Annotated in this window: 14 protein-coding genes; 7 read left to right on the forward strand and 7 right to left on the reverse strand. The window is 60.9% G+C overall.

All coding sequences use genetic code 11. The annotated features are described in order from the left end of the window. Positions 1–226 precede the first annotated feature (226 nt). Positions 227–2377: a ribonuclease catalytic domain-containing protein gene (locus tag NW841_RS00935; protein ID WP_414384959.1), complete on the reverse strand. Its 2151-nt coding sequence runs from the start codon at positions 2375–2377 to the stop codon at positions 227–229. Between the two features lie 415 nt (positions 2378–2792). Between NW841_RS00935 and NW841_RS00940 the strand changes: the two genes are divergently transcribed. Both NW841_RS00940 and NW841_RS00945 read left to right on the forward strand, forming a co-directional pair. Then, positions 2793–3425 carry a response regulator transcription factor gene (locus tag NW841_RS00940; RefSeq protein ID WP_414370645.1) on the forward strand — a complete coding sequence of 211 codons (633 nt, stop codon included), beginning with the start codon at positions 2793–2795 and terminating at the stop codon, positions 3423–3425. A 189-nt stretch (positions 3426–3614) separates the two neighbouring features. Beyond that, positions 3615–4823 carry a Coenzyme F420 hydrogenase/dehydrogenase, beta subunit C-terminal domain gene (locus NW841_RS00945; RefSeq protein ID WP_414384961.1) on the forward strand — a complete coding sequence of 403 codons (1209 nt, stop codon included), beginning with the start codon at positions 3615–3617 and terminating at the stop codon, positions 4821–4823. On the opposite strand, the gene NW841_RS00950 is transcribed toward NW841_RS00945, so the two are convergent. Next, complete coding sequence (locus NW841_RS00950) at positions 4820–6025, reverse strand: aspartate aminotransferase (RefSeq protein ID WP_414384964.1); 1206 nt, start codon at positions 6023–6025, stop codon at positions 4820–4822. The two genes, NW841_RS00945 and NW841_RS00950, sit on opposite strands and share 4 nt — an antisense overlap. 163 nt (positions 6026–6188) lie before the next feature. On the opposite strand from NW841_RS00950, the gene der reads away from it, so the two are divergent. Then, the gene (gene der / locus NW841_RS00955) at positions 6189–7565 is read left to right on the forward strand and encodes a ribosome biogenesis GTPase Der (RefSeq protein WP_414376577.1); all 1377 of its coding nucleotides are present in this window, start codon (positions 6189–6191) and stop codon (positions 7563–7565) included. Positions 7566–7600: 35 nt separating this feature from the next. After that, a complete protein-coding gene (gene smpB / locus NW841_RS00960; RefSeq protein WP_414337930.1) occupies positions 7601–8065 on the forward strand; it encodes an SsrA-binding protein SmpB in 465 nt (154 codons plus the stop codon). A 212-nt stretch (positions 8066–8277) separates the two neighbouring features. On the opposite strand, the gene NW841_RS00965 is transcribed toward smpB, so the two are convergent. From NW841_RS00965 to NW841_RS00975, 3 genes are all read right to left on the reverse strand, one after another. Next, positions 8278–8880, reverse strand: a complete 603-nt coding sequence (locus NW841_RS00965) for a glutathione S-transferase family protein (RefSeq protein ID WP_414363834.1) — start codon at positions 8878–8880, stop codon at positions 8278–8280. Positions 8881–8954: 74 nt separating this feature from the next. Next, complete coding sequence (gene era / locus NW841_RS00970; protein ID WP_414363839.1) at positions 8955–9857, reverse strand: GTPase Era; 903 nt, start codon at positions 9855–9857, stop codon at positions 8955–8957. 152 nt (positions 9858–10009) lie between these two features. Continuing rightward, positions 10010–11695 carry a SpoIID/LytB domain-containing protein gene (locus tag NW841_RS00975; RefSeq protein ID WP_414384966.1) on the reverse strand — a complete coding sequence of 562 codons (1686 nt, stop codon included), beginning with the start codon at positions 11693–11695 and terminating at the stop codon, positions 10010–10012. A gap of 9 nt (positions 11696–11704) precedes the next feature. Here NW841_RS00975 and NW841_RS00980 point away from each other — a divergent pair, with 9 nt between their 5' ends. Further along, positions 11705–12145, forward strand: coding sequence for a DUF1818 family protein (locus tag NW841_RS00980; RefSeq protein WP_414384967.1), 441 nt, complete (start codon positions 11705–11707; stop codon positions 12143–12145). Between the two features lie 58 nt (positions 12146–12203). On the opposite strand, the gene NW841_RS00985 is transcribed toward NW841_RS00980, so the two are convergent. Beyond that, entirely contained in the window at positions 12204–12548 is a 345-nt protein-coding gene (locus NW841_RS00985) for a hypothetical protein (protein WP_414384969.1), read from the reverse strand. A gap of 53 nt (positions 12549–12601) precedes the next feature. Next, the gene (locus NW841_RS00990; protein WP_414378789.1) at positions 12602–13597 is read right to left on the reverse strand and encodes an AAA family ATPase; all 996 of its coding nucleotides are present in this window, start codon (positions 13595–13597) and stop codon (positions 12602–12604) included. Positions 13598–13726: 129 nt separating this feature from the next. Between NW841_RS00990 and NW841_RS00995 the strand changes: the two genes are divergently transcribed. Both NW841_RS00995 and NW841_RS01000 read left to right on the forward strand, forming a co-directional pair. Continuing rightward, on the forward strand, positions 13727–14167 hold the full coding sequence (locus NW841_RS00995) for an RrF2 family transcriptional regulator (protein ID WP_414366793.1): 441 nt from the start codon (positions 13727–13729) through the stop codon (positions 14165–14167). Positions 14168–14315: 148 nt separating this feature from the next. Then, positions 14316–15230, forward strand: coding sequence for a S1 RNA-binding domain-containing protein (locus NW841_RS01000; RefSeq protein ID WP_414378788.1), 915 nt, complete (start codon positions 14316–14318; stop codon positions 15228–15230). Positions 15231–15588 lie beyond the last annotated feature (358 nt).

Genomic DNA, 15588 nt, shown 5'->3' on the forward strand with positions numbered 1-15588 from the left:
ACAGAAGGCACGTTCCCTCGATTCAGGAAAGAGTCAAATAGGCCGGAGCGATAGGCATACCAGCCGCCTCCCCCCAGTATCGCCAGCAAAAGAATGTAAACAATCGGAGGCGGGCCAGAGCTTTGTGCGGTCATGGGATCCCCCCAGAGAAATTCGCAGTCCGGACATTATGAGACCTTCCCCTTCCGTTGTATCAATTGCCTGGGGAGATTGGGTAAGCGTCAGGTTAAGGGGCATCCCGTCCCACCTCGCGCAGCTCGATCACATCCGCGCGGGGATCCGCCTGCACGACTTCCAGTTCAATCCAAGCCGCCAGAGGAACCTGGCGTTCTAGGCGCACCGGCACCCGAAAGGCAATCTCCTCCAGCAGAGCCATGACGAGGTTTTCCTGCTCCCGCAGATAGCCCAAGACCAAGGCCCGCCAAATCTGCCCCGGCCGCTGGCGCAGGTACTCGATGCTCCAGTAGCGCTTGGATTTGCGCTCCACTTGAACCGCTTCTGCCGTGCCTGGCTCGATGGCCAGCAACAACTGCTGCACCTCGGCTTCGGTCAAGGGCAAGGGATCCCCCCGCAAAAAGGCCTTGATCTGGTAGTGGGCCACCAGATCCAGGTAGCGGCGAATGGGGGAAGTTACCTGACAGTAGGCATCGAGACCCAACCCCGTATGTCGCCCCGGTTGGGTGGCCACCTCTGCCCGCGATAGACAGCGCATGATGGCAAAGGATCTCACCGGCCCCTGGGGATACAGATCCAAAACCTCCGGCGGGGGGAGCTCAGGGGCCGGCTGCAGGCGATAGGGCACCGGGATCCTGTTTTGGCAAGCAAAGCGAGCAGCCACCTCACCGGCCAGCACCATCATCTCCGCCACCATCTGCCGCGCCGGCGTATCCTCAATAACACGCAGGTGGGGGATCTCGTCCATGACCTTGATATCTTGCTCCGGCAGGCCGATCTGGATGGCCCCTTGAGCCAGGCGCCAGGCGTAGCGCCAGCGAGCGGCCCGGGCAATGGCCGTCAGTTGTGCCTCTGCCCCCAACTCCAGCATCTCGTCGGCATCGTCATAGGTGAGGCGGTAGTTGACCTGGATTTGGCTAAGGCAGATCTCGTAGTCCCGCACGGCACCGTCGCATCCCAGCCGGATGCCGAAGCTGAGGGCAGGCCGCACCTCCCCCTGCACCAAGCTCATCAGGCCGGTGGACAGCTCCGGTGGAAACATCGGGATCACCCGCTCGGGCAGATAGACGCTGGTGCCCCGCCGGCGGGCCTCCAGATCCAAAGGATCCCCCCACTGTACCCAGCAACTGGGATCGGCAATGTGGATCCAGAGCTTGATCTCCTCCTCTGACCAAAACTCGACGCTGAGGGCATCGTCGATATCGCGGGTGCTGGCGTCGTCAATGGTGTAGGTGTGGAGATGGGTGAGATCCCGCCGCAGGTGGGGATCCAGGAAGGGAGGAGGGCCGCCCAGCAAAGTTTGGGTGTAGCGCTCCACCTCCTTGGGAAACTGGGTGGGGATCCCGGTGAGGCGCAGAGCCAGGTTCTCGTGGCGGCTCCACAGGCCCAGGGCTACCAGGGCGTCAAAGGCTCCTTGGGGAGTGTCGGGAAATCCCATCAGTTGCAGCAGTTGCGAGGCCCGCTCCCGATCCGAGGGGGTAAGGTTGTGGGAGAGATCCTCGTGGCTGCGAATGCTGGCCGCCGCTCCCTGCAAAGCTAGGCGCTCCAGCAGCTCCAGACGAGCTCGCTCCGCTGGGGTCCAAGTGTACTTTTGCCCAGGCTGGGCCACCGCTGCCCTTAGGCGGGCCTCAAACTCGGCCTGTTCCTGCTGCCGCTGCTGGGTGACGGCAATTTGATGGCGGATTTCCTTCACCTGCGCCGGGGTACGCGGCTCGTAGCCTTCCCCCTTTGCCTTAAAGTAGATGAAATCCTCACTCAAAAGGCGGTAAGCAGCATAAGTAGAGACCGGGGAATCGTCGGAAAACAACAACTGGGCCATCTCCGACAGGCTCAGGGGCCGGCGCTCCTCCTGAACCAATTCCCAGGCCAAAGCCAAACTTTCGGGATCCAACTTCGCCTGCACCGCCTGCCAAAAGCCCGGGATATCCGCCACCGTAAAGCTGGAATTGCCGTTCAAGGCAAAGGTAATTTGGCGAGGGTGAACGCTGTGCACCTGCCCCGACGCTACGCCCAGCAGTAGGTTCTTTTTGCCCTCGGTGCCCTGAACTACGGCCAACACACGGTCGTTATTGTGGCGAAACTCCACCAGTGTGCCCTTTTCCACCCTTTCTCCCCATGTCGGCTGTTGTTGAAGTGCAGGCTTTCCTCCATTTTCCACCAGCTCTGCCCGCCTGCCCACGCGGAAACCCCGGCCAGAAGACATGCAGACACGAGAACTGGCAATCTTTGCAGATAAATACCTAAGGAGAATATGGGTATACGGTACTATGTGTACATAAGACACCTACGGGATACAGGCCTTCCGGTAGAGTATGGTTACGTATTCCACACCGCGCTTCCAAGGGAGGGGCAAGTTCTGACAAGTTTCTAGGATCAAGTTACCAACTGGGATCCCTAAATTGCGTAGAGATACTGTTGCCAGCATTTCTCAAGCATGCAGTTTCCACTTCCATATGGTATTCTGGGCTCTGAGGGTAGGATACAGTTACCCCAGGCTGCTACTTAGTTAAGCTAGGGGTGTGCCATAAGAGGGCACCCATTGTAGTTTCTTTTCCCTAGACAAAGTTAGGGAAGGAGAGCTGTGCTTTTCCCCTCTTCTAGCGCTCAAAAGGTCAGCCGTGGACAACCCAAAGCGACTGTTGCTTGTCGATGACGATCCCAACCTGATCCTGCTGGTAAAGGACTACCTGGAGTTTCGCGGTTACGAGGTGGTGGCGGCGAGCAACGGTCAAGAAGGGTTAGAGGCGATGCGCCATTTCACTCCGGATTTGATCATCTGCGATGTGATGATGCCGGAGATGGATGGCTACACGTTTGTCCAGACCATTCGCTCCAACAGCGCGACGGACTGGATCCCGGTGATTTTTTTGTCGGCGCGCGGGCAAACAGCCGATCGGGTGCGCGGGCTCAACACGGGGGCAGATGTTTACCTGGTCAAGCCCTTTGAAGCGGAAGAGCTGGTGGCCCAGGTGGAGTCGGTTCTCAAGCACACGGAGCGCCTGTTGCAAATGCGAAGTGTCGGCATTCAGCCGGTCATCAAGCTGGATCGGGAAATTGAGCTGACCCCCACGGAAACCAAGGTGCTCCAGCATGTGGCTAGAGGGATGTCCAACCGCGAGATTGCCGAGGTGATGGGGGTGAGCCAGCGCACCGTCGAAAGCCATGTCAGCAACATGCTGGCCAAAACTGGCTTGCACAACCGCACCGAGCTGGCCCGCTGGGCCATTGAAAGTGGTTTGGGCAGGGGCTGAGGGGCCGCCGAGAGAACTTCTGCTGTCCAGTGGGGTGGGCAAGCTGTGGGCCTCACTGGGCGGCGGTGAAGGTGGCCAGTAGGAGGGGGGATCCCTCAACTTTTCTGCCCTTGTCTGTCGTTTTGGCAGCAAACTGAAGAAAGTGAGGTAACCGGTCAGGGTGCCTCTGTCCACTACGGTCTAGAACCCATGGGATCCCGTTCCCCGCGTCCGGCCCGACCCATCCGCTCCGGCCACTATCCGGCCAAAGAGCTGTGCAGCCAGTGCGGCCTCTGCGATACCCGCTATGTCGCCTACGTCAAAGAAGCCTGTGCCTTCTTAAACCAGCAGTTTACCCGCTTGGAAGAGCAAACCCACGGGCAATCCCGAGAGTCGCTGCGCTCCGAGTCGGCTGCCGTCAACGACAGCGACTACTTCGGCGTCTACGAGGCAATGTACACGGCCCGCAGGCGGGATCCGATCCCGGGTGCCCAGTGGACGGGCATCGTCAGCAGCATCGGCATGAAGGCCCTCAGCAGCGGCCTAGTAGAAGGGGTGGTGTGCGTGCAGGCGGATCCCCAGGACCGCTTTCAGCCACGGCCTGTCTTGGCGCGTACCCCGGAGGCGGTCTTGGCGGCGCGGGTTAACAAGCCAACGCTATCGCCCAATCTCTCCGTGCTGGAGCAGGTGGAGCAAAGTGGTCTCAAGCGCCTCTTGGTTATCGGGGTGGGCTGTCAGATCCAGGCTTTGCGGGCGGTGGAGAAAAAGTTGGGCCTAGAGAGGCTTTACGTGCTGGGCACGCCCTGTGTGGACAATGTCAGCCGCGCCGGCCTGCAGAAGTTTTTGGAAACCACCAGCCGCTCCCCGCAAACGGTGGTGCACTACGAGTTCATGCAGGACTTCCACATCCACTTCAAACACGAAGACGGCTCGGTGGAAAAGGTGCCTTTTTTTGGCCTCAAGACCAAAGAACTCAAGGACGTGTTTGCCCCCTCTTGCCTTACCTGTTTCGACTACGTCAACGGCCTGGCAGATCTGGTGGTGGGCTACATGGGATCCCCCTTTGGCTGGCAGTGGCTGCTGGTGCGCAACTGGCGCGGGCGGGAGCTCTTGGATCTGGTTTGGGAAGAGCTGGAAACCCAACCGGTGATCTCGCAGGGATCCCGGCGGGCAGCAGTGCAGCAGGGGATCCAAGCCTACGAGCAAGCTCTGAGCTTGCCCATGTGGCTGGCTCGGATCCTGGGGGCAGCAATCCAGCGCTTTGGGCCCCGTGGCCTGGAATATGCCCGCTTTTCCATTGATTCCCACTTTGTCCGCAACTATCTCTACCTGCGCCGCCACTACCCCCATAAGCTGGAGCAGCATGTCCCTCCCTTTGCCCGGCGCATTGTAGAGCAGTACCAACTCCCCTCTCCCTAGCTGGAGGTGAGGTAGCGGATCCCGGCTTCCGCCCAGCGGTCGATGGCCTGGCCCAAGCGCTGGCAATCGGCAATCAGGCTAATTCGCACATAGCCTTCCCCCCCTTCCCCAAAGGCGCTGCCAGGGGTTACGACCACGCCCGTAGATTCCAGCACCCGCAGGGCAAACTCCGTCGATCCCTCGGGAGTGCCGTCGGCAGCGCGGGGGGTCGGGATCCAGAGGTACATTGTTGCCCGCGGCGGCTCAATCTGCCAGCCCAGCTCCGCCAGGCGGCTAATGAGATAGTCGCGCCGGCGGCGGTAGCGCTCCTGCACCTGCTGTAGGTAGCTCTCTGGCAGGGCCAAAGCCGTCTCGGCCGCCTTCTGCAGTGCGCCAAAAATGCCGTAGTCGAGGTTGGTTTTCAGGGTGCGCAGGCTCTGGATGATCTGGCGGTTGCCCACCACAAAGCCCACCCGCCAGCCAGCCATGTTGTAGGTTTTGGAGAGGGTGTGGAACTCCACGGCCAAGTCCTTGGCGCCGGGGATCTGCAGCAGGCTGGTGGGCCGATAGCCGTCAAAGGCCAGCTCCGCGTAGCACAGGTCGTGCACCAGAATCAGCTCATAGCGGTGGGCAAAGGCCACCACTTCTTCAAAAAAAGAGCGGGGCGCCACCGCCGCCGTTGGGTTGTTGGGGTAGTTGAAGTAGAGCACCCGCGCCTGCTTGGCCACCTCCGGCGGGATCTCCTGCAGGTCAATGAGCCACCCCTTCTCGGGGCGCAGCAGCAGCGGGTAGATCTGCCCGCCGGCAATCATGGGCCCGCGAAAATGGGCCGGGTAGGCGGGGCTGGGCACCAGCACCAGATCCCCCGGATCCACATAGGCCAAGGCCAGGTGGGTCAGGCCCTCTTTGGATCCCAAAAGAGGCAGCACCTCCCCATTGGGATCCAGCTCCACTCCATAGCGGCGCCAGTACCACTCAGCAATTGCCTGGCGGAAGCTGGCCGTGCCCTCGAAGGGTGGGTAGCCGTGGTGGACGGGATCGGCAATGGCCGCCTGGGCCGCCTCCACCACCGGCTGGGGGGTGGGCCCATCGGGGTTGCCCATGCCCAGATCGATCAAATCCAACCCCTGCTGGCGGGCGCGGGCCTTCAGCTCATCCAAGCGGGCGAAGACGTAGGTAGGCAGCTTGTTCAAGCGTTGGGCGGGGACGAGAGCGCGGTTCATACAAATAGAAAGGCAAGCCGACACCTGGCTCACTTGGGGTTAACTGCACAGCTTACCGCCAGACCCGCACCTGAAGCAATGCGAAGCAGGGCCGAGCTTGGGTATCCGGGATCCCAAAAGCTAGGATAGAAATCTAAGTTCGGTTTTGTGGCAAGGCAGAGCAGTGGCTTTACCCCTTGTGGCCGTTGTGGGTCGCCCCAACGTGGGCAAGTCCACCCTCGTCAACCGCCTGGCGGGGGTGCGTTCGGCCATTGTCCACGATGAGCCGGGCATCACGCGGGATCGCCTCTACCAAGAGGTGGAGTGGAACGGGCGCCGCCTGCAGGTGGTGGATACCGGCGGCCTGGTCTTTGGCGACGACAGCGAGTTCTTGCCCCACATCCGCCAGCAGGCCATGGCGGCGATGGCGGAGGCGCACGCTGTGATCTTTGTGGTAGATGGCCGTGAGGGACTGACCCCCGCCGATCGGGAAGTGGCCGATTGGCTGCGCAAACAACCCCTGCCGGTGGTGGTGGCCGTCAACAAGTGTGAGTCGGGGCAACTGGGCCTGGCCCAGGCGGCGGCTTTTTGGGAGTTGGGGCTGGGGGAGCCGATCCCCTGTTCCGCCATCCACGGCAACGGAGTGGCAGAGGTACTGGAGGCGGTACTGCCCCATTTGCCTGAGGTAGACGAAGCTGCAGCAGCAGCGGATCCCATCGCCGTGGCCATTGTCGGCCGGCCCAACGTAGGCAAGTCCAGCCTACTCAACCGCCTGGTGGGATCCCAGCGGGCCATTGTCAGCCCCATTGCCGGCACCACCCGCGATGCCATTGACACTCTGGTGGAGTGGGAGGGGCAGAGCTATCGTCTCATCGACACCGCCGGGATCCGCAGAAAAAGCCGGGTGGAATATGGGGTGGAGTTTTTCAGCATCAACCGTGCCTTCAAAGCCATCCAGCGCTCGGATGTGGTGCTGCTGGTCATTGACGCCCTGGAGGGGGTAACCGAGCAGGATCAGCGGTTAGCTGGCCGCATTGAAGAAGAAGGCCGCGCCTGCATTATCGTCGTCAACAAGTGGGACGCGGTAGAAAACAAAGATACCTACACCATCAACGAGTACACCCGCGAGATCCGTGAGCGGCTTTACTTTATCGACTGGGCACCCCTGTTGTTTGTCAGCGCCCTCACGGGGCAGCGCACCCACAAGATTTTTGCCGAGGTCAACACGGCGGTAGCCGCCCATCGCAAACGCATCCCCACCGCCGTGGTCAACGAGGTGCTCCAGGATGCCCTTGCCTGGCAATCGCCCCCCGCCAACCGCCAAGGCAAGCAGGGCAAAATCTACTACGGCACCCAAGTGGCGGAGCGGCCTCCCACCTTTCTCCTGTTTGTCAACGATCCCGATCTCTTCAAAGAGAACTACCGCCGCTACTTGGAAAAGCACTTCCGGCAAAACCTCGACTTCACAGGCACCCCCATTCGCTTTCGTTGGCGCGGCAAAGCCGAGCGCCTCGTGGGACGGGCAGTGCAAAAATTAGAGGGATCCCTGGCCTCTCGTTAGGCCCTCTGGAGGACGGAGCTCTATTCTGAAAGCCTATGGCTGTGGATCCCAACGTCAAAACCCTGGTGGAGAATCGTCGCGCCCGCTTTGAGTACGAGATCTTGGAGACCTACGAAGCCGGGCTCCAGCTAACCGGCACAGAGGTCAAGTCAATCCGAGCCGGCAAAGCCAATCTCCAAGACGCCTTTGCCCTCTTTCGCGATGGCGAGGCCTGGCTGCACAACCTGCACATCTCCCCCCATGGCACCGCCAGCAAGGTGTTCAACCACGATCCCACCCGCCGCCGCAAGCTGCTATTGCACCGCCGTGAGATCGACCGTCTGCGGGGCTTGGTGGAGCAAAAGGGCCTGACTGTGGTTCCCCTGAGGCTGGTGCTTAACCGCGGCTGGATCAAAGCGCATCTGGGCGTGGCCCGCGGCAAGAAGCTCCACGACAAGCGGCAGGCCATTAAAGAGCGGCAAACCCAGCGAGAGATCCAGCGAGAGCTCAAGGGGCGCTAAGGCCCGCCAAGCTTCCGGCAGCTTCCAATGGGGTGGCCAGCGGGGCAGCCTAGGCGATCCCAAATGCCGCTGGAGCCCTTCGTTGCAGCGATTTCCAGTTTTCCCCTCCCTTGGGCAGAGAGGCTGGGGGTGAGGAATCCTCCGATAGGCTTGGAAGCAAAATCCAACTCGGTCGGCTGCAGGGGGAGGGAAGGAGCCGCCGCCAGCAAGTTCTAGGCACCAGGGAGGGGGAAGAAACGGTCGGTGGTTTTCACCCGCTCACACCAGGCGCGGATGTTGGGGAAGGGTTTGAGGTCGAAGCCGCCCTGCTCCGCCACGTGGGTGTAGGTAAAAAGGGCCAGATCTGCAATCGTGTAGCGGTTGCCCACGAAGAACGCTTTCCCCTGCAAATGGCCCTCCATGATCTCCAAGGCCTCTGTGCCGGATTTGAGGTTCTGGGCAATCAGCTCGGCGTGGGCCTCGGCTTGTCCAGCCCGCACCAGGAAGCGGGTGGTGGCAATGTAGCGGGCAATGCGGGTCTGTTCAAAAAGCAGCCATTTCAAGATCTCGGCTCGTTCCAGCCGCGTTTGGCCGTAGAGGGGGGTGTCTTCTGCTAAGTAAACCAAGATTGCCGCCGACTCGGCCAAGACCGTGCCGTCTTCCAGCTCCAAAGCCGGGATCTGGCCCAGAGGGTTCTTGGCCAGGTACTCGGGGCGGCGATTTTCTCCGACCCTAGAATTGACTTCAACCGTCTCGTAGGGGATCCCCAACTGCCTGAGGAGCAGCTCCACCTTGTAGCAATTGCCGGAGGTGGGGATCCCGTACAGTCGCAGCATGGCCGTTATCCTTCACGTGCAGCGTTGCATCTCCATAATTAGCCGCAATCACCGCTCCGCTCAACCCAAGACCCCTACGTCTCGATGCGGTAGCCGAAGTCGCGCAGCAGGTGCTCGGAGCGCCGCCAGTGGGGCCGCACCTTGACAAACAGCTCCAGGTATACCTTGCCGGCAATCAGCTTTTGAATCTGGAGGCGGGCGGCCTGGCCGATCTGCTTGAGCCTCTCTCCCCCCTTGCCGATGAGGATCCCTTTTTGCGAGTCCCGCTCCACGTAGAGGGTGGCTAGGATACGGGTAACGGTGGGGGTTTCTTCCACCTGGTCGATGGTTACGGCCACCGAGTGGGGCACCTCCTCGCGGGTATGCAGCAGCACCTGTTCGCGGATCAGCTCCGCCATAATGAACCGCTCTGGCTGATCCGTCACCAAGTCCGGCGGGTAGTAGTAGGGGCCGCTAGGCAGCAGGTCAACGGTGGCCTGGATGAGGGGCGCCAAACTGCTGGGATCCAACGCCGACACCCAGACGACAGGGGCGTTGGGCCGCAGGGCTTGGTAGCTCTCCTGGTGAGCCTGGCGCGTGGCCGCCTCTTTGGGCACAAGATCGGCTTTGTTGCAGACAAGGATGCAGGGGGTAGCAGCAGGGATCCGCTCAGCAATAAAGGCGTCGCCGCGACCTGCTGGCACTGAGCCGTCCACCACAAAGAGGACGACATCCACGCTCCCAATGGCAGCCTGGGCGTTGTGTACCAAGATCTCCCCCAGGCGGTGGTGGGGCTTGTGGATGCCAGGGGTATCCACCCAGATGATCTGGGCTTGCGGCAAAGAGAGGATCCCGCGCAGGCGGTTGCGGGTGGTCTGGGCCACGGGGGAGGTGATGGCGATCTTCTGGCCCACCAGAGCGTTCATCAAGGTGGACTTGCCCACATTGGGCCGCCCGATTAGCGCCACAAACCCCGACTTAAACCCCGGCGGCGCCATCGGGATGGCCGACAGCTCCCCGCTTTTGATACCACTGTGCTCCCCCTCTACGCCCGCTTGGGCTGCCTCGGCCTCCAATCCCTGCCGAGAGGGCTCCCGAAGAGGGGGATGGCTGGCACTTTGTTCCTGTTGCTCTCCTCCCATCGTGTCCCTTATCTCTGGTAGCCGGACAAGGACTGCACCTGGCTATTGTCAAAGGCCAGCGAAGCCTCAGGCAACTGCAGGGAGAGGGATCCCAGCTCAGCCAGGGTGGTACCGGGGTAGTAAAAGGCGAGGATTTGCGCCGCGTTAAACCCCTGCCGCGCCAGGGTGTAGGCGCCGTACTGGCTCAGCCCCACCCCGTGACCAAAGCCACCGCCGATAAAGCGGTAGCCTGTCAGCCGCTCGCCCTGTTTCAGGGGTTCCACGCGAAACAGGGTACTGTACAAGCGGGGAAAAGCCAGGCGCACTTGATCCTTGCGCAAAACCATTGAGTAGGACCCTCGGGGCGTCTGCAAGCCCACTTGCAGCGCCTGCACCCGACCACTGACCGAGCGCTCCAGGACGTGCAGCCCCTGGATGGTTGTCCACTCGGGAAGAGGGATCCCGAGGTACTCTTGAGCGGCCCGCAGTTGGGCGTTTAGCTCCTCCAGCGACTGAGAGAACTCCCAGCGGAAGAGGCGCGATACCCCCGCTTCGTTGAAACCTTCCCGTCGGGCCAGAAAGGCTTGCAAGTCGCCCTCCTGCCGCAAATCAAAGAGCTGATCGGGTTGGTGGGCAATGTCAGCGCGAGGGCGCAGGTAGGGGCGCGGCTCCCCGTCCCAAACTTCTTCAAAACCTGCCGAGATGCCGCCGTTGGTGGAAGAATAAACGGCATCCACCAGCTCGCCGTTGTAGGTGAGCACCAGGCCGCTGGTCTGGCGAATCGCCTCATCAGCCCGTGGGTGGGTGCCGCTCAGCCCCTTGTAAACCTGGCAGTGGGTGTTGGCACAGAGCTGGTAATCGTCGATCCGAAAGCGGTGCAGGTTCTTGAGAGCATAGGTGCGCGCCAAGATGGCCTGGGCCGCCATGGCGGCAAAGGGAGCCCCTGGCCCCACCTCATGGGGCACCACCCCCCGCAAATAGGTTTCCAAGGGCACAGCGTTGACCACCGTATAGCTGCCGTAGGCATTGGGCTGAAGGGTAATCGATCCGGCGTAGTAGCGGTCGTTCACCCGCAGATAGCCGGCATCGGAGGTCACCCTCAGGCGAGTGCGATGGTAGCGAAAATGCTCATGCACCCAGCTCAGCTCCGCCCGTTCGCGTCGCTCCTGCACCTCCAGCCGCACCTGGGGGATCTCTTTTGCTTGCGCATATTGTTGAATCTGGATCAATTGTTGGGGAGTGTAGGCGCGGCTGGCCCACACCTGCCATTCCTGGGGCTGGGCGATCTCAGTGCGGATGCCCAGAGATTCCCAAGAGTTGGCACTGGCCTCGGCGCTCTCGAAGCTTTTGTGGCTGCTGAGGATAAGGCGGTACACGGTTTCCGGGCTGGCTAGGGCGCGGTTGACGATTCCAACAGTTACTCGCGGAGTGCGCTGCCTCTGGGTGCTGCCGTCGGCCTGGGCAAATTCCAGCGTCAGCAGCGACCCCCTTGGCGCTGCCAACTCCACTTGATCTTTGTTGGAACGGCCAAAGTGCTGCAGGATGCCCACATGTAAAACTGGGTTTTGCGGGGTAACCACCGTCGCCCAAGTCTCCCCAGGATCCCCTCCGGCAGCATGGAGCGCCAAAGCCGCAAGCAGCGCCCCCAACCCAGAAATGAGCGTACCCGGCAAGGGGAGCCGGCGCTGGGGGAAGGGAGGCTGGTAACTGGGCATAGGCGCTTTATGCTGATCATGCACCCCGTTGATTCTACCCGCATCTCTTTGGCCTACCCTAGTATGGATGCTTTTTTCTCCTATGCCCCTCCTCCTCTGCGCAAGGGATCCGGCTGGCGACTGGGCTGGGATCCGGCGCGCTCCCCGTTTGTGGCCCTGGTGGGGGGAGAAACGTGGGCGCTGGAGCTAACCCTAGAAGAATGGCAAGCGTTTGTGCAGGGGGTGTATCGTCTGCAGCAGGATATGGAAGCTGTCGCCTCCCAATTGATGGCTGAGGAGAGCATTACACTGGAGCAGACCTTTCCTGCCCTCACGTTGATTGCTAGCGGCAGCGCCACCGCTTGGGGCCTCTACCTCCAGTTGCACCAGGGCCGGCGCGGCGAAGGTTTCTGGCCAGCAGAAGTTGTCCCGGAGCTGTGTCTTGCCCTCGAGCAATTCCAGGAGTGCTGACCCGCCGCCGCTTACAGGTTTTGGGGAGGAACCCAAGGGAACTCAGGTCAAACTCCAATCAATTGCTGAAGAAAAGATACTTGATAAACCCTGAGGCCACCCCAACCACTAGGGCCACGATCGCGCCGCGGCTGATGAACTCCTGTTGGTCAAGCCGCTTGCTGTAGCCATCCATTTTGCTGCTTAGCTCCGCGATTTTCACTTCCAGGCTGCTACGGCTGAGATCGATCTTGGCTTCCAGCTCGTTGCGAGTGAGGTCAATCTTGGCTTCCAAATCGGTTTTGACCAGCCGGATCTCGCTTTTGATCTCCGTCACCTGGATTTCCAACTTGCGGTCGATGCCCTCCAGCTTTTTGTCCAAAGCCAGGAAGAGGTCTTTAATTTCTTGATTGGGATCCGACATCCGCAGTTCTGCCCAAGACCGTTGGCTCCTATTGTTGCCCAGGGGATCCCTCCTCAAACCGGCGGCTCAACCGTTGCCACGATGTCGCGGATGACGGCCTCTGCTTCCTGCCGTCGGTTGCTCGTCATGTCCCCAGATCCGGCTAAAGAAATGCGATGCGCCAGCACCGGCACAAACAAAGCTTGCAGATCTTCCGGTAGGCAAAAGCTCCGCCCTCTCACCAACGCCTGCGCCCGTGCAGCCCTTGCCAAAGCCAATGCCCCGCGGGTGGACACGCCAGCCCGCAACAGCTTGGAGGCGCGTGTCGCCTGCACCACCTGCAGCAGATAGTCGGCCAGGGATCCATCCAGGTACACCTGATCCACCGCCGCCTGGATCTCCCGCAGCTCCGCCAGGGAAAGCACCGGCTGGAGAGCCTCCACCGGCTCTGCCTGCTGTCGCTGCAGCAGCAAAGCCCGCTCCACCTCAGGGCTGGGGTAGCCGATGGACAGCCGCACCAAAAACCGATCCAACTGGCTTTCCGGGAGGGGATAGGTGCCGTGATACTCCAAGGGGTTTTGGGTGGCCAACACCATAAAGGGACTGGGCAGCGGGTAGGTGCGGTCATCCAGCGAAACCTGCTTTTCCGCCATTGCCTCTAACAGGGCACTCTGGGTGCGGGGAGAGGTGCGGTTAATCTCGTCGGCCAGGATGACATGGGCAAAAATGGGGCCTGGGCGAAATTCAAACTCCCCTTTCTCTTTGTTGAAGAGGGTGAGGCCAAGAATGTCAGTTGGCAAGAGGTCGCTGGTAAATTGAATTCGCTGAAACTTGGCCCCCAAGCTGCGGGCAATGGCCCGCGCCAACGTGGTTTTGCCCACTCCCGGCACGTCCTCCAGCAAGACATGGCCTTCCGCCACCAGGGCCGTCACCACCGCCTGCACCACCTGTGGCTTGCCTTGAAACACCGACTCGACGTTGGCGATCAGCTTGCCGATCTGCTGCCGCAAAGTTTGCAATCGCTCCGCCGGGATCCGCGCTGAACCGGATAGGGGGCCAACACTTGCCATAAACCACTCCCAAAGGGGCCTATTCCACCATACAGGCCGAACCCACCGCTAACCCAAAGGGGATCTCACAAAACTCCGGCGGGAAACCGGAGTACCATAGACCTGATCCCTGCAGGAAGGATGGGTATTTTGGAACTGTCTTGTAAAAGTGAGTACGCTCTCCTAGCTCTTCTGGAGTTGGCCCAGCACTACCATGATGGCCGGGTATTGCAGATCAAGGAGATCGCAGCCCATCAGTCGATTCCCGACCGCTACCTGGAGCAGTTGCTGGCCACGCTGCGCAGGCAGGGCCTGGTACGCAGCCAGCGGGGTGCCAAAGGGGGTTATTCTCTGGCTCGACCGCCCTGGCAGATCTCCCTGTTGGACATCATTCAGGCCATCGAGGGAGAAGATCTCAGCCGCTCCCGGGACTTGCCCAGCGGCGATCTCTCGCCGGAGCGCCAGGTGCTCTGGCAGGCTTGGCAAGATGCCCAGGCGGCAGCGGTGGGCATTCTCCAAAAAACGACCTTGCAAGACCTCTGCGACCGGCAGGCGCAACAGCAACAGGCCAGGTTGATGTATTACATCTAGGTAAAGCTGCCGGTGTCGATGCCCTGGGCTTGGCCTCCTCTCAAGAGCGTGAGCACCTCTTCCCGCTGAGGCGGACGAGAGGGGCTGGGATCCCTGGCAGGTTTTGGGTTATCCTGAAACCCATTGCCTCTCGAATGGCTTCCTTTCCATGACCTTTCGTTTCCCTCGCTCTCAGGCTGCCGATACGTTTTCTTCGGAAGATTTTGCCAAGGCTCTGGAGGCGCAAAGCCTTGACTTTCAACCGGGACAGGTGGTGCGAGGTCGCATCTTCCAGCACCAGAACGATGGGGCCTTGGTAGATATCGGCGGCAAGTCGCCGGCCTTTTTGCCCCTGAAGGAAGCCGGGATCCGCCCAGGAGAGGATTTGAGCGGGCTTTTTCCCCTCAAAAGCGAAGCCGATTTTCTCATCTTGCGAGAGGACTCGGAAGGGCAAATCGTGCTCTCGGCGCGGCGGCTGCGGCTGAAGCGACTTTGGGAGGAGCTGGCCGAAAAACAGGCCAATGGCCAGACAGTAACTGCCCCGGTGATCGGCACCAACAAGGGTGGGGTGCTGGTGGATGTGCAGGGGCTGCGGGGCTTTATTCCTCGCTCGCATCTCAACCAACGGGAAGATCTAGAAGAGCTGGTGGGCCAATCGCTGACCGCCAGTTTGCTGGAAGTCAACCCTGCTGCCAACAAGCTGGTGCTCTCCCAGCGAGTAGCGCGACAGGCTGAGAGCCTGGGAATCTACACCACCGGCCAGGTGGTGCGGGGCAAGGTCAGCGCCCTCAAGCCCTTTGGCGTTTTCGTGGAGCTGGAGGAGGGGGGCAGCGGGCTGTTGCACATCAAGCAGGTCAGCCAAAGCTTTGTTGCCTCCTTATCCGACTTGTTCCGGCCTGGTCAGCCGCTCAAGGCCGTGGTCATCGATGTGGATGAGGCCAAAGGGCGGATAGCGCTCTCTCTGCGGGTGTTGGAAAAATACCCCGGCGAGGTGTTAGAGCAACTGCCTCTCATTACCGAGGAAGCCGAAGAGCGGGCCAGCAAACTGAAGGGAAGAATCACGTCCGAGGGCAAGGTCATATGAACTACCCCACCGCGTAGGCGGGTGGGGTTTCCTCACCCGCTTGACAGCAGAGCTTTTGTCTCTTCTTCTGCCCCAGTTGCTTCATCGTTCGCGGCAGCGGGACGGAGTCCATCCCGTGTACCGGGTCTCTGTTCGCGAAGCGTGGCGTTAGCCACAGTAGAGCTGAAGCATCCAAGACTCACGAGGCGGGTTCCCAGCCCCGGTTGCTGTTCGCGGCAGCGGGACGGAGTCCAATTAGTAGCAACGTTGTAGAAAACCATCACCGTTCCCCTGTCCCGCGGTATCGCAAACCCACAGGCAGAACAGACATGGTAACGGTTACTTAGCTCTGCCCACTCCTTGTGAACAGCACCGCACT

It is taken from the genome of Synechococcus sp. H60.3 (genome assembly GCF_047462295.1).
In the GTDB taxonomy this organism is placed as follows: Bacteria; Cyanobacteriota; Cyanobacteriia; order Thermostichales; family Thermostichaceae; genus Thermostichus.